This window comes from Chitinophaga rhizophila (assembly GCF_019492185.1).
GTDB classification, from domain to species: Bacteria; Bacteroidota; Bacteroidia; order Chitinophagales; family Chitinophagaceae; genus Chitinophaga; species Chitinophaga rhizophila.
The window spans coordinates 432,158-456,653 of sequence record NZ_JAICCF010000002.1; the positions used below are offsets into that span (position 1 = coordinate 432,158).

Consider the following 24,496-nt stretch of genomic DNA (forward strand, 5'->3'; position numbering starts at 1 on the left):
CTTGTTGTTAGCTTCTTAGTTGGGTGTTATTATAATGGTTGAGTCTCCCTGTTGTGATACATCTGCGCGTAGTATCAAAGCAAGCGCGTTGATTAAAATCTGTTTCTCCTTCATATCGATCTCTCCGCTGATTCTCTTATGAAGCAATGAAGTGTCGGTCAATTGAATCTTATATCCCCAGTCATCCTCCAGTCTGGCAAACAGGTCAGACACACGGGTCTGATCCAGCTGCAGCTTCTGTTCCTGCCAGCTTATATAACTGCTGACCTGCACCGTTTTCTTTTCCAGTTTCTGACTATTATATACAGCCAATTCTCCTGGCCTGGACAATAGTTGCTTTTCTCCAGCAGCAGCTACAATTACTTTTCCGGTAGTCAGCATCACATCACTGGTGCCACGGCGGTTACGTACATTGAAAGAAGTGCCTAATACCTGCACGTTAATATCCCCGGTATGTACTGCAAATGGCTGGGAGGCATCGTTGCCTGTAACAGGCTTTACGTCAAAAAACGCTTCACCGTCTAACCATACTTCTCTGGGCATATCAGCAGCCCAATGCTCGCTATAACGAATCCCCGAATTACCATTCAGCTTTACCTTGGTACCGTCAGGCAATAAAAGATCTTTCACCTCTCCATAACCGGAGACAATGTTGACTTCTTTATTAATAGGACGGAATATCACCCATACTGCAACTGCCAGCGCAACTACAGCGGCGGCGGCCATCCAGACCCGCGCATTGGACCGTATGACAGTGGGTTGTGCTTTACCCGGCCTGGCTTGCGGCAACGCCTGTAGAATCCGTTTCCAGCTATCTTCCTGCTGTTGTGCAGATGGCATATCTGCAATTACATACATACTCCTGGCAATAGCGGTTGCGCGATCTATATCTGCGGCCTTCTCCGGATATGCTTTCAGAAACTGCTCCCAAAACTGATGACCACTCCCCTCCGGGAACCTTACCCATTCCAGGAAGTAAGGATCCGCGGCCAATTGAATGGCAGTAAAGCTGGCATAGTAATGAACAGAGCGTTTCATCTAATGAAATTCGATTTTGGTAAGCGTTTGTATATAAAAGAAGATATTGCTCTAAAAGTGCCCCACGTTTTTTAATTATTTTTTATTTTTTTCTGAAGTACATGAAAAATTGTAAAAACAATAAGGGGAGAGAAGGGTTAATGTAGGACAATGGTCTTGCTAGATATTTAATTATCAGGTATTTAAAAATGAGAATAAAAGCACTATAGCAGGGCCCTCCATAATTTCCTTCAGCGAAGCTAATGCGCGGGCAGACAATTTATAGGTCGCCCTGACCTGCATATCCATAATCTCCGCTATTTCCTCAAAGGAACGGCCCTCAAAGAAACGGAACCAGATAATCTCCCGCTGACGGGCCGTTAACTGCGATAAAGCCTGCTGTATCTGCCTTGATAAAATTGCAGCATCCTCTCCTTCTATAAACCGGGCATCAAACCCCAGCTCAAAAGAGAAAGCATGGTCCTCCTCCTGGTAGGTGGTATTTTGCTGCTCCTTTAATAAACGGAACAGGTGATTACGGAAGGACTTAAAAAGATATAGGTTAATCGTGGCGGTGACTGACAACCGTTCCCGGTATTTCCAGATAGAAATAAATGTTTCCTGCACGGCGTCTTCTACCAGGTGGGTATCCCCGGTAAATTTCTTTCCATAGCTATATAAGGCCTCATTATACTTCTTATATAATGCTTCCAGGCCTTTTACATCACTATTCCTGACAGCATCCCATAATAATTGTTCACCCGACAAACCGTACAGTTTTAAATTTGCAGTCCTAGACCTATAAATGTACTATACATATCAGATATTACCAAAGTGAAGAGGTCAGGAAGCAGGTGCTTATCAGTCCTGGTATCCTAATAGCCGATGTATCTGGAGATATTGTACCAGCATTATCGTCTTGGCATCTCTGATCTCTCCACTTTTCACCATCTCTAATACAGTTGCAAACGGTAGTTCCAGCACCTCAATGTTCTCTTGCTCGTGTTCAAGCCCGCCGCCCGCTCCGATTTTCATCAAAGGAGTATACTCTGCAACAAAGAAATACAGTATTTCGGTCACCGAGCCAGGAGACATATACGCTTCAAAGACTTTTTCAATGTTATTGATCCTGTAACCGGTTTCTTCCTCCGTTTCTCTGCGGATACAGTCTTCTGCATTATCCTTATCAAGTAATCCAGCACAAGCTTCTATCATCATCCCATCTTTGTTACCATTAATGTAAGTAGGCAATCTGAACTGCCGGGTCAGAATAACGGTCTGCTGCTCCTTATTGTATAATAAAATAGTGGCCCCATTGCCCCTGTCATAGGCTTCGCGGATTTGCACCTCCTGTTTGCCACCTGGCAGCGTTCGCTCATAAGTGATCTTCTTGAGTATATACCAATTATCTGAAAGGATGGTAGTATCGAGAATCTTAACGTTGTTCATTATACAATCATATTTAGACATATACCGGGGATATTAACTTCAGCCACACAACAGTGAATTTAGTACAATATGTGGGAAACCTGCTATATTCTCCCCTTCCTTCCCCGTTAAATTGGCGTTAATCATTCACTATCCATAGGAGACATACAGGATGAATCTGGCAACAGAATTGCGGTAAAGCGATATGCGAAGACCACTACTTCTGTCAATACTTGACAACGACTTCTATAAGTTTACCATGCAACAGGGAGCAATGATGCTGTACCCGTATGCGAAGGCCAGGTATGCCTTTATTAACCGTGGAAAACATGCTTTCCCTCCAGGCTTTGCAACGGCCCTTCAGGCGGCTGTTGATGATATGGCAATGCTGCAGTTAACAAGAGAAGAAAAACGCTTTCTGGCTGTGACATGTCCATATCTGTCGCCGGTATACCTCGACTTTCTGGAGGGATACCGCTATATGCCATCTGAAGTAAATATTGAACAAGAGGGAGACCAGGTGTCCGTAACCATAGAGGGACCCTGGTATAGGACTATCCTTTGGGAGGTACCGCTGATGGCCCTTATCTGTGAACTATACTATACCCTTACCGGCAAAGACCGGATCAGCGATGAAGAAGTGAGTGAAAAGACACGTCAGAAGATTGAAAACTATATTAAACTACAGGTGACGGTGGCCGAATTTGGCACCAGGAGGCGTCACTCCTACGACGTACACAACCTGGTAATGCAAGCATTGAAAACATATGGGAACGGCAGCTTTATAGGCACCAGTAACGTTCATATGGCTATGAAATATCAGACCAAGCCTATAGGCACCCATGCACATGAGTGGTTTATGTTCCATGCTGCTCATTATGGCTTCCAGATGGCCAACGGACTCGCCCTCGAAAGCTGGACGAACGTATACCGGGGCGACCTGGGTATTGCGTTGTCTGATACCTATACTACTGACGTCTTCTTCCGGCAATTCGATAAAATGTACTCTAAGCTGTTCGACGGTGTACGACACGACAGTGGCGACCCAATACTGTTTGCCGAAAAAGTCATTGCACATTACCACAAGCTCGGCATTAATCCCATGGGTAAAACGATCATCTTTTCAGACGGATTAAACTATGAGAAGGTAGCGCGTATTGCAACGGCATGCCGCAATAAAATCGGCATGTCTTTCGGTATAGGTACTAGTCTGACTAATGACGTCGGACCAGCTGCTATGAATATTGTTATCAAGATGACAGCTGCGAGTCCGGAGGGAGATGAATGGACGCCTGTTGTAAAGCTCTCTGATGAGCAGGGAAAATATACTGGCAACAGCGAGATGATTGAACTGGCTAAACAAATTCTGCATATTACCTAAGTTAACCGCATCGTATGAAGGAAGTCGAAGTAGATAATATCCGGGATTATCTGGAACTGATCAGTACGAACAAAAGATTGAAAGTACAGGAGAATAATCTTAATGAGTTCGTTTTCCGTGGACAAATTGCCGACTACCCCCTATTTCCCAAAATAGGCCGGTTGAGGGCAAAAGGCGACCTGATAGCCACAGAAAGGGCCATGCTGAACGAATTTAAGCGCAGCAATCCGCTACTGGTAGAACAACAGGGATCGCTGACTGACTGGGACTACCTCACCCTGGGGCAGCATTTCGGACTTCCTACACGCCTACTGGACTGGTCTACCAATGCCCTGACTGCCCTTTGGTTTGCTGTGTCAGGACACAGTACGGAATGGTTACCGGCAGGCGCTTATGCTGTAGTGTGGATACTAATGCCTGGTGACGAGGATTTCGACTTCGATCAGGAGCATGTACATCCCTTTGATCTTCCTGCTACCAAGATATTCAAGCCCCGTCTGATCAAGCAACGGATCAATAGCCAGTCAGGAGTATTTACCCTACCCTCTACTGCAGAGATACTGGAGACCAAGTATATGAACGAGAGCGACTCTTATGATCAGAAGCTGATCAAAGTACGTATTCCTACGGGCAACCTGGCAGACATCAGAAACGAGCTAAACACCCTCGGGGTCAATGCATTTACAATTTTCCCCGAACTGGAGGGATTGTGCGCATATCTTCAATGGCGGTACTTTGAATAGAGGATATAAAAAAGCCGGGCTGGGGAACCAGCGCCGGCATTACATTCATCACTCTAATACTTACTTATCGTCGCCTTTCAGCGCTTTATCTATTGTTTTCATCAACATCGCTTTGTGCGTTTGATTCAGTGCTCCCGGCACATTGCTGATCATCATTTCATTCTTTAACTGCTGCAGGTGTGCACGTGCATACAGGTGTGCATCGCTACGCTCTACATTGTTAAGCATCCTGCCTTCTTTTGGCTTAGCAGTATTCACTGCAATTATCAGTTTCTCCACGTACATACGCTGGAGGTTCCTGTAATAGGTATCTTTCAGCGCATCACCGGTGAGAGGTTTCCAGATAGCTTTCTTCACATCCGCCAGGTACTCGGTAACAGTGTATATCTCTTTACCGTCTGAATACTTCTGTATGAGGTTGTACATCATACCAGCATTCAGAATAGTGACCAGCATGTTATTCTGCGCTGTCGCTATTTCGTCCATTTCATTCATCTTCAGTCTGGCGGCGATTTCCCTGTTATACAGCCATAAAGGCGGCTCCATCAGGTTGCGACCGATGAAGTTCAGCGCTTCCTTCACTTTCGCCTTAGGGATGCGTTCTACTACATTACCCGGCTGATCCGCACTCTTATTAGTGATGTACTGTCCGCCGATGTACTTCATCACATGATACAGGTAACGGCTGTACTGCTTTACAACACCCTTGTACATACGGTCCAGGTTACCATCCATGTCGCCATCTTCTGCGGTCCATTTGATGAGTTCAGGTACTACCCTTTTCAGGTTTTTAATACCATACTCGTTGGCCACCATCACGTTATCGCTGAGATCTTCTGACTGACTTCTGGGGTCTTCGCCCTTGCCTTCCCCTCCAAACCAGAGGCGTGGGTTTGCAGCCAGACTATCCACGATCCATTTATTGAGAACCTTGCTGTCTTCAAATTCATCTTTGGTATTGAAGATCAGTTTATACCCCCATTGAACAGCCCATTTATCATAAGCGCCGATACGTGGGTATAATCCTGCCTTACCTATCTTATCTTCCGGTTGTGCCACATAGTTGAACCGGGCATAGTCCATGATAGATACGGTATGTCCGTTGGCCTCTACCCAGGTCTTATCCCTTAGTTTTTCTACCGGCGTCTGGCTACTGGCACCCATGTTATGACGTAGTCCGATGGTATGTCCTACTTCATGGGAAGAGACAAAGCGGATCAGGTCTCCCATCAGCTCATCGTCAAACTCCATCTTCCTGGCGCGGGGATCATTTGGCCCTACCTGGATCATGTACCAGTCGTGTATAAGCTTCATCACATTATGGTACCAGCCTACATGACTTTCTATAATCTCGCCGCTGCGCGGATCACTGATGCGTGGACCATAAGCATTCGGGATAGGCGACGCCAGATAACGGATCACTGAGAAACGGGCATCTTCCAGGCTCATTGTGGTATCCTCTTCCGGCCATTCCTTTGCAGTAATCGCATTCTTAAAGCCGGCCTGCTCAAAAGCCTGCTGCCAGTCATTTACCCCTGCAATCAGGTAAGGACGCCATTTCTTAGGCGTAGCAGGATCAATATAATAGACGATCTGTCTGGCGGGCTCCACCAGCTCTCCCCGCTTATATTTCTCCATATCTTCCGGTTTAGGCTCCAGACGGTAGCGCTGAATCAGATACTTCTCCTGTGATGCCTGCGCATCTTCGTCAAACAGGAAGTACTTGCTGGCCATATAACCCACCCTTTCGTCAAAAAGACGCTTCCTCATAGGCTCTTTCGGCAGCAATACCATGGACACGTTCATCTCCAGGGTGATGAAGCCTGACAGCGCAGCTGCAGGGATAGCTACGCCGGTAGTAGAATAAGTACGTGTTGTACGTACTTCCACATTGATCGGGTAAGGCTTGATGCTATTGATGAAAGAACGATCATCAGCAGGGCTGCCCAGTTTCAGATCACTTTTCACGTCACTATCCAACGAGAGTGCACCGTTATCTTTTCTGAAAAAGTCAGTGACATCAATTACCATATTACCACCCGGACCATAGGTTTTAATGTCAAAAGCGGCAGCAATTGGCTTCACAGAAGATGACTGTACGGCTTTCGCAATAGCCTGGGTACTGTCCTTTACACGCGCAGAGAAAATGTCTACACGCATCAGGAGTTTGTTACCCTGGCCTCTCTCAAAATAGATGGTACGCTCGCTGGCTTTCTCGCCACCATATACACCAGACATCTCTGGTGTACTGATAAAGCGGCTTACTACCAATATATCCCTTTTCAACAGGGAGTCCGGTATCTCAAAGAAATACTTGTTGTCAACCAGATGAACAGTGAACATCCCCTGACGGGTAACAGCATCCTTTGTAATAACTTTCTCATAAGCCATGACTTTGCTGGGTTTAGCAGAGTCGGCGGCTGGTTTAACTTTGTCCTGGGCATGAGCCGCCATTACCATGGTGAGTAATGACAGCCCCATCATAATTCTCTTCATGTTGAAACTTGTATGTTAGATGTCTTTCTCCTTACCAGGGAATGACTTCATTAGTATTAAGTGTAAGTGACGGGTTTTTCTTCAGTACATCCTGTGCAAATGGAATGATGTACATATAAGAGTTAGGCGGCAGTTTATATTCTACCTGCGGCACAGAAGTATTTACCAATGGGAACTTATGTACAACTGTTTTAGCATAGTCGGGCTCTGTGTTCAGCCTGCGAAGGTCCCAGAAACGGTGGAAACCGAACAACAACTCTTTCCTTCTTTCCTTGATAACGATATCAACGGTTTCCTTGATGGTAGCTGGTGTTTCCAGGTGTGCCTCCAAAGGATCAACGATACGCTTCGCCCGCAGGTCATTGATCAGGTCCATAGCGGCAGCCAGGTTGTTCTGACGTGCATAACATTCGGCCATCATTAACAGTACCTCGGTCGTCTTCATACCAACTGTGATGTTAAAGAAGTCGGTAAATTTCACGTTCCAGTATGCTGTATTGGAGCCAATATCAAGAAACGACCTGTTGGTAGTATTAAAGAACATGGTAAAACGGGCATCGGTAGGGCCGAACAGTTCTTTCAGCTCAGGGCTGATGATATAGCTATATCCGAAGTTCAGTTCATTACGGCCATTCATATACATATAACTGAGCACCTCCGGATTCTTACCGGCAGTGATAGCGCCGGATGCAAACCCACCAACGGCCTTGTAAGCTACCAGGTCAAACACCTTATTGTTGTAGGACATAGATTGCTGTGCAGCAGCCACACATTTGTCCCACTCGCGTTTGAACAGGTGTACCTTTGCTTTCAGCGCCCAGGCGAATGCCAGCGACGGGTGATATACATCTACCGGTGTTGCCTGCAGAAAAGGAATAGATTCATCCAGATCTTTTTCTATAAAGGCATATGTCTCAGCTACTGTGGACTTTACGGGAACGGCTTCCAGGTCATATTTATCCATGATACAGATACCGCCGTCAGTTGCTGCTGTTTCGGGCACATAAGGACGACCAAACGTATTCAGAATCACAAAGTGGTCAAACGCACGCAGTACTCTTGCTTCTGCCTTCGCCAGCTTCTTCATATCCTCATCTCCCTTGCTATCATCTACCAGCGTGATCACCATATTCCACCTGTTGATGTATTTATAAGCCTGATTATACAGGGAGGATGCTGTCATCCTGTTGACGCGGTTTTCTGTCGTATCAGCGGTGAAGTTGATAATATCAATGTTCTTCAATGCGCCAATTACATTCGACTCTTTCATCCACTGATCATCCACCAGGTACTGGAAGTTTCCGACAGGATAACCTCTGTTTGGCAGACTGACCATTTTATAGAAGTCTTCTGTTGATTCAATTACCAGCTGTCCTTTCGGAACTATGTCAAGGTATTTATTGCACGATGTAAGTGCTGCAATAACGAATATGTATATAAAGTGAAATCCTGATTTCATGCACTGATGTTTTTAATAATTAGAAACTAACGGCTGCTCCGAAAAGGAAGGAACGTTGTGTAGGCAGATTCCTGGTACCACTGTTCAGGCTCATTGTCTCCGGATCCATATCATCCCCCGCTGCACTCCACATCCAAAGGTTGTTAGCCTGAGCGGTGAACTTCACATTTTTAGCGGCAATGCTTTTGCACAGATGTTGTGGCAAGGTGTAAGAAAGGTAGAGGTTACGTAGTTTAACAGACGTAGCGCTTACTACCTGGATGTCTGCATAACGCCATCCGGATGACAGGTTTGCGGCCTGGTTACGTAAAAGATCCGGGTAGTCAATCTCCATTCTTGGATTACCATTAGGATTAGCATCAGTATAACGGTTACCCAATGCTGCATTCAGCTGGTCGGTACCTGAAAAATCCATACGGTCTCTTCTCATCTGGTGACCGCCATAGAAGGCAAACATAGCGCCCAGTTCTACTGTTTTATAGCGGAAGCTCTGACGGAAAGAACCGTTGAACTTGGGTATCATAGTACCTACACGCACGATCGCTGACGGGCTATTAACCTGTCTGAAGTCAGTTGGATTACCGTTCGCATCGAAGGTCAAATTCGGCTCCCCGTTTTCATTCAGGATAAAAGGATAACCATTAATCATGCCTCCATATCTATAAGCATAGATAGAGTTGAATGGTGTATTCGCATAATAGTAATTAGTAGGTGAGCCGATGTAAGAATACGCCGAGGTGGCAGCACTGGTCACTTTCTCAATACGGTTCCTGTTAAATGCCAGGACTATGTTAGACAACACACCGAAGTCTCCTTTTCGCAGCCATTCGGAAGACAGGCTCAGTTCAACACCCCTGTTTGACATAGCGCCATTGTTGATGGTCAGCGTATTGGTACCTACTGTAGGATCCAGATCTGTTGCTACGATCAGGTCAGAGCTATACTTTCTGTAGTAATCAATGCTACCTCTGAGAAGGCTATTGAACAAGGTAAAGTCTGTTCCAAAGTTGACAGTTGCTGTCTTTTCCCAACGCAGCTTCGGGTTAGGCATTGCCAGGATATCGGTGTATTGCAGTTCGGTAAACAGGTTGTCGCTTCTCAGTCTGGCGGTAATGTATGGTGATGAGTTCTGATCTATGTTACCATTAATACCATAGGTAGCGCGCACTTTCAGATAGTCCAGCCATTTTACATCATTCAGGAATGCTTCGTTGGTAGCGTTCCAGCCGGCACCGACTGACCATAAAGGACGGTTCCTGTATTTCGGATCAGTACCGAAAAGGTCTGTCTGATCAAGTCTGGCACTGGCTGTCAGGTTATAGCGGCGATCAAAGGTATAACCAATATTACCATAATAAGATGCAAAACGGTGTCGGACCTCTTCTTTACGGTTGCCTGGCTGATAACCGATAGTGGTATTACCAAACATATAGCTGTTGACACCTACCTGACCCAGACGATTCCAGTCTACCGGTTGAGAAGTCAGTGTTACTGGGTCATAGCCATAACGCAGATCGCTTACATTAACGGGCTGCAGCGATTGTCTCATCTCAAAACCGCCGAGGGCGATGAGGTCATGTGTTCTGCCATCAATCTCAAAGGATCTGTCAAAATCCAGCTGCTGACGGAAGGTAAAGTTGTTTGACTGCCTGTTCATCTGGTAGAGACGTCCATTGTAAGGCATCTCATGGGTGTATAAGTTACTGGTAGGATTATAGGTAGTCATCGCATTATAGAGATATCTCATCCTGTAATCATCCTTATTCGTCAGATTCTCTTCTTCCGTTCTGGAAGTCTCGTACTGAAACTTGATGCTGTACTTCAGGCCAGCCAGCAATGTAGCATTGACATCTGCAAAGGTACGTATGCGCAAAGCCTGTAATTTAGCCCGGCTGTTATCCAGCTCATCAAGGAGGTTAAAGCTCAGTGATTTGAACTGCGTGTTTCCTTTGATCTGGTCAATAACGGTACCATTTACGTAGTCAGAGGTACTGAAGCCATCTCTGAAATATACGTAGTCTGAATACACCTTATTCCCGTTTTCATCAACTATACGGGAATAACGGGGTTGGGAAGTGTAATCAGTATATGTATTCTCTGCTTCTACTGCTTTTGAATAAGCGCCATTAGCACCGAAGGTGGCAGAGAGCCAGGTACGTGGTGTGAAGGTAGACTTCAGGTAGATATTCAGGTTTTCGCTGGTATTGCTACGTACCAGCTGGTTATTCCCATCGTAGTTGATGGACAGATAAGTGTTACTCTTTTCTGAGCCGGAGCTTACTGCTATGTTAAAACGCTTACGTGCTTCATTACGCCATACGTTGTCATGGAACTGCTGGAAGTAATCATAGTTCTTTAGTTGCTCGATGGAGGCGTCTCTTTCATGCATACTGATTTCGCCGAGGCTTTCCCTTCTGTACAGGTTATAGAGCGGCGTGAAGTATTTGATACTGTTTCCGCCGATGCTGCCATATGAGTTGAACAGCTCTTCCGCATTGGCGAAACGGCGTAATTCAGCCGCATAGATGTCTTTTTCGTAGTCTACCATCTGCGCAGTGGTAGCGTAATGCATTTTGCTGAGATCAGGACGTTCAGTGATAAAGTAGTCTGCATTCACAGATACATTGAACTGGCCTCTCTTAGCCTTTTTAGTATTGATAACGATCACCCCGTTGGCAGCGCGCGCACCGTAGATGGAAGCAGCAGCAGCATCTTTCAGTACTGTTACAGATTCTACATCATAGGGGTTGATCATGTCGAGTGTATTTTCAGTCAGAAGGCCGTCCAGTACTACCAGTGGGTAGGTACCCACATTACCTGAGAAGGTACTGATACCACGCACAGTAGGCTCGTTCCTGTAAAGGCTCAGGCCGGGCGCTTTACCTTCCAGTGCCGCAATGAGGTCCGGGTTGATCTGTGCCTGTATATCCTTGGAAGATATGGTAGACACAGCGGCCGTCGAACGCTCTTTTGATATCTCCTGGTAACCGGTGTTGGTAATGGCAATTTCTTCAAGTGACTTCACGGCCAGTTTCATGGACACATTCAGTATCAGGCTACCGTCAGCAGCGATGGTAACAGCGGTATTCTTAACGGCCACTTTGTTACAACACATTTCAATGGGCACGTTGACTGTTTCGTATCCTACAGATGAGAACAAGAGGATAGCATCGCTGTGTACACTATTCAGTTTAAAGTAGCCCGAACCATTGGTTGTGGTACCAAAAACGGCCCCTTTTACCTTCACTGATATGCCTGGCAATAGTTCTCCTTTATCATCTCTCACAAAGCCGCTTATAGTAGGCAATATTACTTCCGGCGCTTCTGCGGCAGCAACTTCCTTTTCAGGAGGGGCCGGTATGGCACGTTTTGTAATAAAGATGGTCTTATCTTCCAGGGAGTAGCCCAATGCTCGTTGGGTGAGCACCTTATCCAGGAACTGGCTCAACGGCATATTCCGCACGTTGATACTTACCGGCGCGGCCTTTTTAACCATGTCAGGATTGTAGAGCACAACATATCCGGTTTGCTGTTTAACCACCCCAAAAATGGTGGCCAGCGGAACATTATTCCCGGAGTAGTTGATGACTTGTGACCAGCTGCTGGCACTTACTTGCATCAGAAATGCAAACATGAATAGAACATTCAGTTTCACTGTCTTCACTGTTTGTGGTGATAACCGGAAATAGCGCCGTTCAGCGGCAGGCATGGCATGCCCTTTCCGGTTACATAAAGCATAAAAAAACATACTTTTGTAACGGTTTCTGGTTGATAATGACAAATAAGCGGTATCGGACCTACTTGTTTTAAATTATAAAGACCGGAGGCTTTGACCGGAAGTGCTGGAACACTTCCGGTACTTTTGCCGGGTCTTCATGTTTTAAGGATAGATAATAAACTTGCGTCCTTCTATTTTAAAATTGACCCCCATTGCAGCCAGGCCTTTCGTTACCTGCTGCAGACTTAAATTTCTTTGCATCTCGCCAGTAAATGCGATTTCAGGCACTTTACCGGCAAACACCACTTCCACATCATACCATCTTGACAGCTGACGCATGACCTCCGGCAGATCAGACCTGCCATTGAATATAAACAACCCATTCTTCCATGACACTGCCTGTTCGGTATCTGCGTGCTGCTCTACCGCGATATGATCTGTATTAATAGTTGCCTGCTGGCCAGGTTGCAGTACTACGGTGCTGGCGGATGTGCTGACCTTTACAGCTCCCTCCAGTAAAGTTGTGCGGATACTTTCTTCATCTTCATAAGCATTTATATTAAAATGTGTACCTAGCACTTCGATTGTGCTTTTCTGGTTGACCACTACCTTAAACGGAATCTTCTCGCCGGCGGCGTCTTTCTTGGCTGCTACTTCAAAGTAGCCTTCACCTGACAGGTATACTACCCTTTCTTCACCTGTAAAAGCTGCCGGAAATTTTATCGCGGAAGCTGCATTAAGCCATACCTTACTACCATCCGGCAGGTTCAACGTAAACTGCCTGCCCCGGGGTGTGCTAAGTGTATTTAATGCGGTATTCACGGTATGCTGACCATCTACGATCAGTTCTCCTCCCCTTTTGCTGATGCCCTGCTCAGTGCCCGCCGCTATTGCGCCGTCGGCCTGATTGTCCAGCACTACCTGCTGTCCGTTGGCAAGTGTCAGCACCGCCCCTTCATGGCCGGGTGCAATTTCGGTAACTGCCGCTACCTGTGCTGGAGCAGCCGGCTCTTTTGTCGTAAAAAAGTATAGGCTGCCGGCAACGATGCATGCCAGCACAGCTGCGGCGGCTGCACCATACCAATACCTGCGTACCGGCAATTGCCTGGTACGGGATGACACGATTGATTGAAAGACAGTATCCAGCCGCTCCTCAGTAATATGCACTGCTTCCGGCGCTGTCATTGCCAATGCCTCCAGTTCTGCTACAATCACGTCCTTATCAGCTCCCTCCTGCAGGATTGACCTGAGCTCGTCCGCTTCTGCAGGACTAGCCGTTCCGGTATAGTATTGATTAATAAGGTATCTGATCCGCTCTTCGCGTGTAGCTGCTTTCATATTTTGGTTGTGGTTGGCGGTATGTACCTGCCCCTCTTTAAAGTAATAACGTTTGAAGAAAACGAAGGGACTATCCGGGTGAAAGAAATTTTTAAAAAAAGATGCGGGTGGCGTCATTCATGAACTGCCTGACTGCCTTCAAAGCCGTCACCAGCTGGTTCTTGACCGTATTTTCAGAGATATTAAGATATTGGGAAATCTCCTGATGACTCAACCCTTTAAGCCTGGATAACTGGAAAATGGTACGACGTTGCGGCGGTAACTGCTCAATCGCCTCATATAACAGATTATTACTCTGTACGCTCTCTATGTATTCTGTTACATTGTTATTGGAAGGCTCTCCCGGCGTAGTGGCTAACAGATTAAAATATTTTGCTTCATTAGCGGCTTTCCTGATATAATCGTAAGAGAGGTTGGCAGCCACCCGAAACAACCATGGCCCCGAATATCCTTTGTCACCAAGGGCTTTCCGGTTTTCCCACAAACGGGCAAACGTCTCCTGCACAATTTCTTCTGCGACGGGATCAGACTTTACGGCTTTGAGCACGAAACCATGCAATTGCCGGTAATAGTGGTCGTATACTTTACGGAATGCAATCTCATTTCCTTCCCCAATCTGCCTGAATAATAATATTTCATTATCTATAGGAGCAGCCATGACGGAGTAAAAGTAGAAAAAGAATTAGGAATAATTCCTGGTATTTATTTGCTATTTTTCATTGCTATCCTTTATAAAATTCACGTTATATGAAAAAATCAGGCGCTTTTCTTTCTTTGCTTTTACTCGCAACCTTTGCCGGTATGGGACAAAAACCCATCCATACCAACACTAATACATCCACAGACAGGGCCGCAAACGAACCTGCGGGTTCATTACCAGGATGGGCATTAGGCCCCTTTATACGGCCTGCCGGTGCTAACCCGGTGATATCGCCGGACGAAACCACCCGCTTCTATGATCCTCTTAGGAAAACAATGGTCGATTGGGAAAGCAATGATACCTTCAACCCTGCTGCTGCCGTAAAGGACAACAAGGTCTATGTGCTGTACCGGGCGGAAGATAAATCAGGCATCGGGATCGGGCACCGCACTTCCCGTATCGGACTGGCCGAGAGCAGCAACGGCCTGAAGATGGGACGCTCCGGCAAACCGGTACTGTTTCCCGCCAACGACGACCAGCAGGAATTTGAATGGACCGGCGGCTGTGAAGACCCAAGAGTAGCCAGAACTGAAGACGGCGTATACCTGATGCTGTATACACAATGGAACAAAAAAACGCCCCGGCTGGGTGCAGCTACTTCCACTGACCTGGTACACTGGAAAAAGCACGGGCCGATATTCCAGGATGCCTATAATGGCAAATTCCATGACATCGCATCCAAATCAGCATCTATACTCACCACCCTTAAGAACGGGCAACTGCAAATCGTTAAACATGAAGGGAAATACTGGTTATACTGGGGAGAATATCATGTGTATGCTGCTACCTCTGATAATCTTGTTGACTGGACACCGGTTGTAGATGAGAAAGGTGCATTGAAGAAGCTGGCATCTCCACGCAAAGGCTACTTCGACAGCAACCTGACCGAATGCGGGCCGCCGGCGCTACTTACAGATAAAGGGATACTCCTGCTATACAACGGTAAAAACGGCGCAGGAGCTGACAGAGATACTAATTATACGGCTAACTCGTATTGCGCCGGACAAATGCTATTCAGCGCAACAGATCCTGCCAGACTGCTGAGCAGGTTGGATCGTCCATTTATGGTACCTACGGAAGCATTTGAGAAAAGCGGACAATACCCTGCCGGTACTGTATTCATAGAAGGGCTGGTATACTTTAAGAACAGATACCTGCTTTATTATGGTTGCGCCGACTCCAGAGTAGCGGTGGCTATCTATGATCCTGCACAAAAAAACTAAGTATAAAAAACCGGGAATTAATAACCAGTAACGAGTTGTAGCCAATGCTGCGTAAGCAGATGCGTACTGCTTTCAGCTGCCGGCAGCGCTACGGTATTAATTCCCGGTTCCTTTACTATTGCGGAATGATCTGCCACAGTTCAGCGTCCCACGGGTTCTCATACCATTGCTGTAACTTGGTACCCGGGGTCTGATTACTATTAGGTACATCAAGCGCCAGTAAACTCTTACGGTTGATCAGTTTAAAATAACCATTGCCCATATCCTGTACCCGCCATTGCTGCGCCAGCGTGCCATTATCTGTATACTGTATCATAATATTCCCTGCACTGGTGGAGGCATCTGCATTATCCAGGCACAGACCTGAAGCAATATTGGTGATCTTATAATAACCATTTCCCAGGCTGGTGAACGTCCACTTCTGCGCATTGTTATTATTATCTGTCCATTGCTGTATCTGCAAACGAACAGTATTACTGCCACTCGGTACGTCTACGCATTGAGAAGTGACTTTTGACTTGATTTTGTACACGCCATTAGCCAGCGGCATTGCATACTCCGGACCCGTAGAAGGAGCTGTAATCGGGATGCCCTTTTCGACAGGGTGACCAAAAAACGGAATATCGCCGTCCCAGGTGAACTGCTGCGCCATGACCCTTCTATCCCAACCAGCACCGTCATAGTTCGCAGCGTGATATACAATCCACCATTGAATACCATCCGGAGACTTCACAAAAGATGCATGACCCGGGCCAAAGACATTTCCAAATCTGGAGAAAACAGCTCCATTCGGCTTAGTCCAGGAAGCTTTGGACATCAGGTTACCGTTTGTGCAGGTCAGCCGGCCAAGGCAATAGTCATTCGTCCAGCTGCCACTTGCAGAGTAGATGATATTGACCGTGTTTCCACTGATCAGCGGTGTCGGACCTTCATTTACAGTAGGATTACCTACCTGTTCCCATCCAAAATCAGGTCTTGAAATTTCTACTCTTTCGCCTGAAATAGTATAAGGGTTGCTCATCCTGGCGATGTAGATGTACTGCGATACATTGGAAGTTCCTTCCCATCCTGACCATACAAAGTATTGCTGCCCGTTGTAATCAAACGGGGAACCGTCAATCGCCCAACGGTCTGTTGTAGGTGTCAGCTTCGCCTTAAACGCATAACTGCCATTCAGCGGATCGTTGCCATCGCTGCCGCCTTCGAGCACGTACATGCGGTGATTGGCATTATCACCATTATCAGCAGCGAAATACACATACCATCTGCCACTGCGATAATGTAATTCCGGTGCCCATAAATTAGAAGAATACATCGTACCACCCGGTGGAGTAAAGATGTAGGTTTTCGGCTGCTGCAATAAAGTATGCAACGTCGATGATCGGGTAATGTACAACCGTCCACCGTCTGAACCGCAGTAATAATAATTACTACCAACCCGGATCACCCATGGATCGTAATAGCTGCCGTTGTCTATGGAAGGCAGGGCATTTGTAAAGATCGGAGAAGCAGCCAGCGCTGCACTTCCTTTTCGTACAGAAGAACCGTCTAAAGCGACCTGGTCCTGTTGCGGTTTCCTGCAACTCTGACAAAAGAATAATACCGATAACGTGGAAAGGAGTAACAAGTGAAGTGTTTTCATCTTTGTTAGTTTGAGGGTTTATGATAATTGAAACGGTCTTTCAATGTAGCGTACGTGGAATTGTGTGATTGCATCAGGGGCGATGCTGTATGAAAATAATAGAACTTTCGGAGATTTAATAATGAAATCTTACATTTTGACCTAACTTGAAAGCTTTAAATATATTTCGTGCCTGACAAAAATGAGCAAGTCAACCTATCTGCTGGTGAACGATTTGAAGCTGCTATAATAGCCGGAGCTATTGGCGATGCCTGGGGAAGTAGTTATGAGAATTACACGTCTCCCATCAAACCTAACACCTATTACTTGCATCCAGTACCAAAGACTGTACATACCTGGATGCTTACTGATGACACACAACTAACACTCGCATCATGCGAAGCATTGGCGGACAGTCAGGGTTTCAGTCCTGAGATACTATCCAATTACTTCGTTCAATATTATCATAACAGGCGCATTACGGGCATTGGAGCAAGTACACTAAAGGCTATACAGGAGTTGGCTATTGGCGGACATTGGAGTCAGACAGGAAGAACAGGCGATTATGCTGCGGGCAATGGAGCCGCAATGCGAATTGCACCGTTCGCTTTTTGGAAAAATATATCAAGAGAAGATATCAGAAATATATGCAGAATCACACATAAAAATGATGAAGCCTATACCGGCGCATTGGCGGTCGTATTGGCTATCAGATCAGTATTGGAAAACAAATGGAACGGAAGTAATAATCTGCTGGATCTTATTATTCCACAACTCCCAGATACAAACGTCAGAGACAGGTTAGTGCAGATCAACGAATATAGCCAGGCAACAGAGATACAAGCAGTCGCCAAACTCGGCAACAATGGATATGTGGTAAATAGTGTACCATTCGCCATATTCGCAGCATCCCGCGTTATGGATCTAGGCTTAGAGCGCATGTTTGAAGAAATAATACAAGCCGCCGGAGATACTGATACAAATGCTTCTATTGCCGGACAAATTGCGGGTACCCTATTGGGCTTACAAGGCATTCCGCAAGCGCTTTTCGTAAAGTTACAGTTACTGGATAATTATTCCTGGCTGCAGGCAATTGTACAAAAAACCAAAGCCACTCTCTCTTAGTTTAATGCCTCATTCAACACACAAAATAAGCAGTCTTCTTTTTATACTGATAATATATATATGACCTTACAAAAAGGTAAAACTGATCAATACCGACGCATATTTTCAAACTAATCTTCCAGATTAAACATTTTCTCCTCCACCATTAACATTCAATTAAGACTTTAATCTATCACACAGTACTATATTGCGTTTCAGGTCATGTCATCCGGTACACACAGACATGATCTTCATAACGTGAAACTGATAGCCAGGTAATCATGCCCGGTTGATTTTAATCTTTCTATATATAATATGAAGTATCGTGTGTATACTGGATAACTAACCACCTATATGATGCAGCTGCTGCATCACCAGACTGCATACATTCGCAAGGCGTTGCATCATTACATTATAAACTATACAATGGGAAATAGTGAGAGCGCCTGCCTGAACAGTCAGACACGCGCTCTCTGTATGGCGTAAAGTAGATTATTTGCCTAAATGCATGTTGATAAATGGCAGTCGCTGCAGCCCTCTGGGGTTATTCTCAACAATGTTGAACAACCCGATCTGCACACCGCGCAGCTTCCGGGACTTGTTATATACGCCAAGCGCAAGGCCTGTATGTGCATCGCTTTCATTGATAGCGGCAAGCGTTATACCGTTGACCCGGCCCATGCGAATGAAGCTCGGACCTACTACCAGTCCGTTAGCAACGGAAGTTGGCCGCGTGTTATTGGTGAAAGAGATAGCACCTACGCCTACAAGAACGCCATTAATAGTATCGATGTAATTGATCATACCACCGAGTGCTACGCCGTTCATTCTACCAGAAGCACTGGCTATGCCGGATAATGTAAGTCCGTTCACTCTTGCTGCGGCATTCACCAACGGGGCAATCGTGATACCGTTACTTTTATATTGCGAGATGATAGTAGCCGATATGGCAATACCATTGCTGGTCTGTACGGTGTCATCTCCGGCATTCCACAATGTGAAGTCAAAGATGTTAACACGGCGCACGTGTTTATTCACTGCATTAAATCTGAAACCTGTATACTCCGGTGAGTTGCCAAAACAGATACCGGCCTTTCTACTTCCGAGGCTCAGGTATTTGGCAGGCAAGGAATCAGTATTGCCATATGATAGTGCCGGGTATAAGCAGATCAGTAAAAGAATGAGAATGCAGGGTTTGGGCATAGCTACAGGGTATGCTACCAAACTTAACTGTTTTTTCCGATATTTCAAGTAAACAGTGCTGAATATGTACCCGGTCTTCTACTCAATTATCGCTGCACATAAGTGAGTAATTGCTTCACTGCACCCAGGTGATAAGCAGCATGTGGTAACAAAGCCAGGGTACCCTGCACCAGCATTGGCTCAGACCAGTCATTCACACCTTCAATGGTGGTCCTTAGCTTGTCATACGCCGCTCGCAGGTCCTGCTGTAATTGCTGCCACTGCTGATCATCTACTTGGCGTATACGCCAGCTTTCCTCCCAATTACCGGTCGGTTTTCTACCTGCAAAGAACTCCAGTGCAAAATAGATACTCCAGCGTAAATGCTCTGTGTGTGCAGCAATCGTACTACCCCCTTCTATGATCGGTGTGGAGGCCTGACGTGCATCAATTGCAGCAGTAGCAGCGGTAAACCCCTGCCCGGGTTTGGGGTCTATTACCCAGGAATGTTCTCCCTGGGTACCAATATAGACTTCCCGCAGGATGTCGAGGAAAGGTGTAAGAATAGCTTGCATACCTATAGTTTTGATGCTGTTGAGGCATCAAATTTATTGCCAACAGGTGTTGAGCAGATAAGCAGAATTAAGACAAAATACTATCAGGTTTGACCGTATTGGCAAAGTTGCTTGTTCGTCGCTTGTTCGTCGCTTCTTCGCCGCTTGTTCGTCCGGGATAGGGGGCGAAGTATACAAGTGGCCGTTACGAGCTCACTATCAGTAAGTTAGATAGATTACCCCTACTTAGGAATGATACTTTTTTAACATCTCCCCTACTGCTTTAGTTCCTGCAAAAACTGGGTCGGCGTCTTACCAAATTCCTTCTTAAACGCCTTCGTGAAATACGATTGTGTTTGTATACCTATCCGCAATATAACTTCTGATAAAGGCACGTCTTCGTGAGACATAATATGGGCTGCCTTTTTCAACCGGATGGTGCGAACGAAATCGCCGGTTGATTGTCCGGTGAGTTGTTTTATTTTCTGGTAGAGGTTCGTTTTACTCATTCCCATGCTACTACACAACATACTGATGTCGAAGTCCGGATCCATCAGATGTTCTTCTATCTTTTCCAGCAGCGTTTCCATAAAATCTTTATCCTTGGCGGAAGTGACCAGCTCTTTCGCCTCGTAGTAATAATCTTTCAGGAACCGCTCCCGCGCTTTTCTACGCTGTTCCAGGGTATTTTTGATAGTAATCAGCAGTAATTCCAGGCTGAGTGGCTTACCGAAATAGAAATCTGCTCCGGAAGCTGCGCCTTCAATATTGGAGGACAAGGCAGTCTTTGCCGTCAGCATAATGAAAGGTATATGACTCGTTTCCAGGTTCTCTTTTGCCAGCTTACAGAACGCTATACCATCCATTACCGGCATCATTACATCACTGATGATAATATCCGGCATCTCGGCTTTCGCTTTTTCAAAACCTATTTGTCCGTCTGACGCTTCAATAATCCGGTACATCGGCAACAATGCGCCTTTCAGGAACTCCCGTAATTCGCTGTTGTCATCTACAATCAGGATAGTAGCCAGCGACTGCCCATTGCCGTCAGGACTGACTGCCGGCGTAGTGGGTGCTGCAATGGTATACCGCTGATTAGAGATCAGGCTTTCCAGCTGCCTGGCAGTTTTTGCCGGATCGCCCATCCATCGCTCCGTCTCTGAATAATCTTCTTTATGATATGGCACGGATATAATAAACTCGGTGCCCTGCTTACGCTCACTATATACCCGGATACTTCCTTTGTGCAGGAAGGTAAGGCTCTTCACAAATGCCAACCCAATGCCTGAGCCCAGGTGATTCTCATTCACCCGGAAGTATCGTTCAAACAGATGTGCGATAGATTCTCTGGAGATGCCAATGCCATTGTCTACCACCCGTATGTGCAGGTAGCTGTCTGCCTTGTAATCATTCTGAATCACCAGCTCGTGCGGATACGATGGCCGTACTTGATCCAGCGACCCAAGCATTTCCAGACTGATAGTACCGCCTGACGGGGTATATTTGAAAGCATTACTCAGCAGGTTGTAGATGATCTTTTCCAATACCTGATTGTCAAACCAGGCTTCTTCAGGAGGATGTACCGTATGAATGGTAAAGTTGATTTGTTTTTCTGTCGCCCATTCCCTGAACTCCTCTGCTATCTCTTCCAGGAATAACGCCGGATTTGCAGGCATAACTTTCAGCTGTAGTACGCCCGATTCTACTTTACGGAAATCCATCACTTCATTTACAAGATCCAGTAAGCGGTAGGCGTTTTTCTGCATCAGTTTAAAATAGTGTAACTGCCCGTTGTCTTTGGCATCCCGGATCATTTTCTCCAGCGGGCCTAGTATCAGTGTCAGCGGTGTACGGAACTCATGCGAGATATTAGTAAAGAACTGCAGCTTCAGCTGATGTACTTCTTCTTTCTTCTTCTCACTGATCTTCTTCAGCTCTGAGGCACGCCTGAAAGCCAGTATACGGTAAACAATGTAAATGATAGCGGCAGAGAGCAGCAGCAGAAACCACCAGGTTCTCCAGAACGGCGGATGTATCACTACCCTGATAGCGGCACCTTGTTCATTCCATACGCCATCACTATTAGAGGCTTTGACATGAAAAATGTACGTACCCGGATTCAGGTTGGTATAAACGGCCTTTCTTTCGTTGCCGACATAGTTCCAGTCTTTATCCCAGCCATCCAGTTTGTAGGCATACTGATTATTATCCGGGGCGGTGTAATCCAGGGCGGCAAAGCTGAAAGCGAAAGAAGACTGTTTATGATTGAAGCTGATTGTGTCTGTCATACTGATATCCTGCCACAACGGAGATCCTTTCCGCCCGGGCAGCATACGCTGGTTATCTACCTGTAGATCGGTGATATAGACAGGCGGCGTGAAAGTATTCGTACGGATTTCTTCAGGATAAAAGGCATTAAACCCGTTGATGCCACCAAACAGCATCAATCCGTCGCGCGTCTTCAGATAGGCATTAGCTTCAAATTCCAGTCCTTGTAACCCGTCACCGGTATTGTAGGTTTTGAAGGTATGTTGATCGGGATGGTAACAGATGATACCATCCGAAGTAGAAATCCAGAATTGCCCGTTTTTGTCTTCCGCAATACCTTTGATAAAGGCAGTACTCAGTCCGGCGTCATGGGTATAAAGCGCGAAGCTATCGGCAGCGGCATTGTACAGGTACAGACCATATTGCCCTGCCCATAAACGGCCTTTATTATCGGTGAAGAGTACGCGGAGGTCCGGCTTTTTCTCGCCTGCAGTAAAATAGCCGGAGATGTTGCCGGTAGCAGGGTCATAGCAATTCAGTCCGCCGTCGTCTGTCCCTATCCAGATGCGGCCCCGGGTATCTTCGATCATAGACACTGCGTTACGGCCTGACAGCTTTGTGCCGTTACTACCGGTAAAACGTATGAACTGATTTTTCTCCCGGTCATAGATATTGACACCGCCATAGTAGGTGGCTACCCATAACCTGCCTTTGCTATCTTCCAGTACTTGCTGTACATAATTAGAACTGATGCTATTAGAATCGGAAGGATCATTGAGGAAACGGGTAAAACTTTCGCTGCCGGGCTGGAAAAGATTGAGTCCGCCGCCCCAGGTACCGACCCATAACCGGCCGGATTTATCCTGCGTGATACTTAGCACTTCATTGGAACCAATGGTATTTTTATTGAACGCATTGTTCTGAAAATGCCGGAAAGTTCCGGTTTGACGATCAAACAGGTTGAGTCCTCCCCCGTCAGTGCCTATCCAGATGCGGCCCTGGTTGTCTTCACAGAAAGCTTTTACGTCATTGTAGCTCAGGCTGTTCTGTTTAATCTGCTGCTGGTATAAGGGGAATTTTTCGGCTCCCGGTACATATATATTTACCCCACCCCTGTGTGTACCTATCCAGAGGATGCCTTGTTTATCTTCAAATAAAGCCGACACGGTCCGTTGCGACAAACTTCGGGGTACCTCAGGATCTTTCTGATAATGGTAAAATGATTGACTAGCAGGGTTAAAGAGGTTAAGTCCGCCGTTCACCCCTCCCGCCCACAGATTCCCTTTCCGGTCAAAAAGAATAGTGCGGATCTGGTTGGTGGACAGGCTGGCAGGCTGCTGGTTCTGGTGAGTGTAGGCGGTATAGACACCTGTTTGAGGATCAAACCGGAGCAACCCGGCATCTTCTGTGCCCAGCCAAAGTAATCCCTGCTGGTCACCGGCAATGGTCCGGATGGACATCGGCTTACCCTGATACGGTGCAGGGGCCACCAGTTTTTGCTTCACCCGGTCGAATTGAACAAGTCCGGCGCTGGTAGCCAGCCACAAACGTCCATTGTTATCCTCATAGATGTCATTGATCCGGTCATTGGACAAGTCCTGGGAGGTAGCGGCGGAGTGCCGGAAATCGGTGAAAACGCCGGTAGCGCGGTTATACAGGCTTAGGCCCCCACCATAGATGCCTACCCAGAAATTCTGTTGGGCGTCTTCATAAACACAGGTGATCTGGTTGTTAGTCAGCGTTTTACGATCAGCGCTCCGGCGCATGATGCGAGAGAAGCTGTTTCTCGCAGCGTTAAACCGGTTAAGGCCATTCTGTGTAGCTATCCACAGCACCTGCTGGCGGTCTTCATATATATATTTAATGTAGTTGTCGCTGATGCTGTTGGTATCCTGCGGGTTATAACGGTAGGTGATGATCTGATACCCGTCGTATTTGTTCAATCCGTCGCGGGTACCGAACCACATGAAGCCCTTGCTATCCTGGAAAATTGTTTCGACAGTACTGTTGGATAATCCTTGTTCTTTGGTCAGGTGACGGAAGTGTAATACTGGCGGCTGGGAAAAAACGGGGAGACCGGTCAGTATGAAAAATGTAATAAAGGTATAGCGCAGCCAAGTTCCTGACAAGACAAGGCTTTGAACGTAAAATCGGATAAACAGCTGATAGACAGCGTGGAACATACACACAATGTCAAAATTAGATCAAAAGAACCAAAAAAATGTCTGATAGAATAACCTTCCTGAGGCCGGCTATTTTAC

The 24,496-nt window shown here is 46.3% G+C and carries 16 protein-coding genes; 4 read left to right on the plus strand and 12 right to left on the minus strand.

The features are described 5' to 3' along the window. Nucleotides 1–15 precede the first annotated feature (15 nt). The 3 genes from K1Y79_RS10655 to nudK form a co-directional block, all read right to left on the minus strand. On the minus strand, nt 16–1,038 hold the full coding sequence (locus tag K1Y79_RS10655; protein WP_220250002.1) for a FecR family protein: 1,023 nt from the start codon (nt 1,036–1,038) through the stop codon (nt 16–18). 174 nt (nt 1,039–1,212) lie between these two features. Continuing rightward, nucleotides 1,213–1,785, minus strand: coding sequence for an RNA polymerase sigma factor (locus K1Y79_RS10660; protein ID WP_220250003.1), 573 nt, complete (start codon nt 1,783–1,785; stop codon nt 1,213–1,215). A 93-nt stretch (nt 1,786–1,878) separates the two neighbouring features. Beyond that, nucleotides 1,879–2,466, minus strand: coding sequence for a GDP-mannose pyrophosphatase NudK (nudK, locus tag K1Y79_RS10665; protein ID WP_236059566.1), 588 nt, complete (start codon nt 2,464–2,466; stop codon nt 1,879–1,881). Nucleotides 2,467–2,650: 184 nt separating this feature from the next. On the opposite strand from nudK, the gene pncB reads away from it, so the two are divergent. Together pncB and K1Y79_RS10675 are read left to right on the plus strand one after the other, a co-directional pair. Further along, the gene (gene pncB, locus K1Y79_RS10670) at nt 2,651–3,826 is read left to right on the plus strand and encodes a nicotinate phosphoribosyltransferase (RefSeq protein WP_220250004.1); all 1,176 of its coding nucleotides are present in this window, start codon (nt 2,651–2,653) and stop codon (nt 3,824–3,826) included. Between the two features lie 14 nt (nt 3,827–3,840). After that, nucleotides 3,841–4,569: an FRG domain-containing protein gene (locus K1Y79_RS10675; protein ID WP_220250005.1), complete on the plus strand. Its 729-nt coding sequence runs from the start codon at nt 3,841–3,843 to the stop codon at nt 4,567–4,569. Between the two features lie 60 nt (nt 4,570–4,629). Here K1Y79_RS10675 and K1Y79_RS10680 read toward each other — a convergent pair whose 3' ends face one another. From K1Y79_RS10680 to K1Y79_RS10700, 5 genes are all read right to left on the minus strand, one after another. Beyond that, on the minus strand, nt 4,630–7,065 hold the full coding sequence (locus K1Y79_RS10680) for a zinc-dependent metalloprotease (RefSeq protein WP_220250006.1): 2,436 nt from the start codon (nt 7,063–7,065) through the stop codon (nt 4,630–4,632). Nucleotides 7,066–7,096: 31 nt separating this feature from the next. Continuing rightward, complete coding sequence (locus K1Y79_RS10685; protein ID WP_220250007.1) at nt 7,097–8,524, minus strand: RagB/SusD family nutrient uptake outer membrane protein; 1,428 nt, start codon at nt 8,522–8,524, stop codon at nt 7,097–7,099. Between the two features lie 19 nt (nt 8,525–8,543). Beyond that, nucleotides 8,544–12,272 (minus strand): SusC/RagA family TonB-linked outer membrane protein, encoded by a 3,729-nt coding sequence (locus K1Y79_RS10690; protein WP_220250008.1) that lies wholly within the window; start codon nt 12,270–12,272, stop codon nt 8,544–8,546. Nucleotides 12,273–12,404: 132 nt separating this feature from the next. Continuing rightward, nucleotides 12,405–13,580: a FecR family protein gene (locus K1Y79_RS10695; RefSeq protein WP_220250009.1), complete on the minus strand. Its 1,176-nt coding sequence runs from the start codon at nt 13,578–13,580 to the stop codon at nt 12,405–12,407. Nucleotides 13,581–13,671: 91 nt separating this feature from the next. After that, nucleotides 13,672–14,238, minus strand: coding sequence for an RNA polymerase sigma factor (locus tag K1Y79_RS10700; protein ID WP_220250010.1), 567 nt, complete (start codon nt 14,236–14,238; stop codon nt 13,672–13,674). A gap of 89 nt (nt 14,239–14,327) precedes the next feature. Between K1Y79_RS10700 and K1Y79_RS10705 the strand changes: the two genes are divergently transcribed. Then, a complete protein-coding gene (locus tag K1Y79_RS10705) occupies nt 14,328–15,503 on the plus strand; it encodes a glycoside hydrolase family 130 protein (RefSeq protein WP_236059567.1) in 1,176 nt (391 codons plus the stop codon). A gap of 115 nt (nt 15,504–15,618) precedes the next feature. Here the strand turns inward: K1Y79_RS10705 and K1Y79_RS10710 are convergent, their stop codons facing one another. Further along, nucleotides 15,619–17,145, minus strand: a complete 1,527-nt coding sequence (locus K1Y79_RS10710; protein ID WP_220250011.1) for a family 43 glycosylhydrolase — start codon at nt 17,143–17,145, stop codon at nt 15,619–15,621. A 168-nt stretch (nt 17,146–17,313) separates the two neighbouring features. On the opposite strand from K1Y79_RS10710, the gene K1Y79_RS10715 reads away from it, so the two are divergent. Continuing rightward, nucleotides 17,314–18,249 carry an ADP-ribosylglycohydrolase family protein gene (locus tag K1Y79_RS10715; protein ID WP_220250012.1) on the plus strand — a complete coding sequence of 312 codons (936 nt, stop codon included), beginning with the start codon at nt 17,314–17,316 and terminating at the stop codon, nt 18,247–18,249. 471 nt (nt 18,250–18,720) lie between these two features. Here K1Y79_RS10715 and K1Y79_RS10720 read toward each other — a convergent pair whose 3' ends face one another. The 3 genes from K1Y79_RS10720 to K1Y79_RS10730 form a co-directional block, all read right to left on the minus strand. After that, a complete protein-coding gene (locus K1Y79_RS10720) occupies nt 18,721–19,431 on the minus strand; it encodes an LA_2272 family surface repeat-containing protein (RefSeq protein WP_220250013.1) in 711 nt (236 codons plus the stop codon). Nucleotides 19,432–19,517: 86 nt separating this feature from the next. Beyond that, nucleotides 19,518–19,985, minus strand: coding sequence for a DinB family protein (locus tag K1Y79_RS10725; protein WP_220250014.1), 468 nt, complete (start codon nt 19,983–19,985; stop codon nt 19,518–19,520). 254 nt (nt 19,986–20,239) lie between these two features. Beyond that, the gene (locus K1Y79_RS10730; protein ID WP_236059568.1) at nt 20,240–24,364 is read right to left on the minus strand and encodes a two-component regulator propeller domain-containing protein; all 4,125 of its coding nucleotides are present in this window, start codon (nt 24,362–24,364) and stop codon (nt 20,240–20,242) included. Nucleotides 24,365–24,496: the final 132 nt, after the last annotated feature.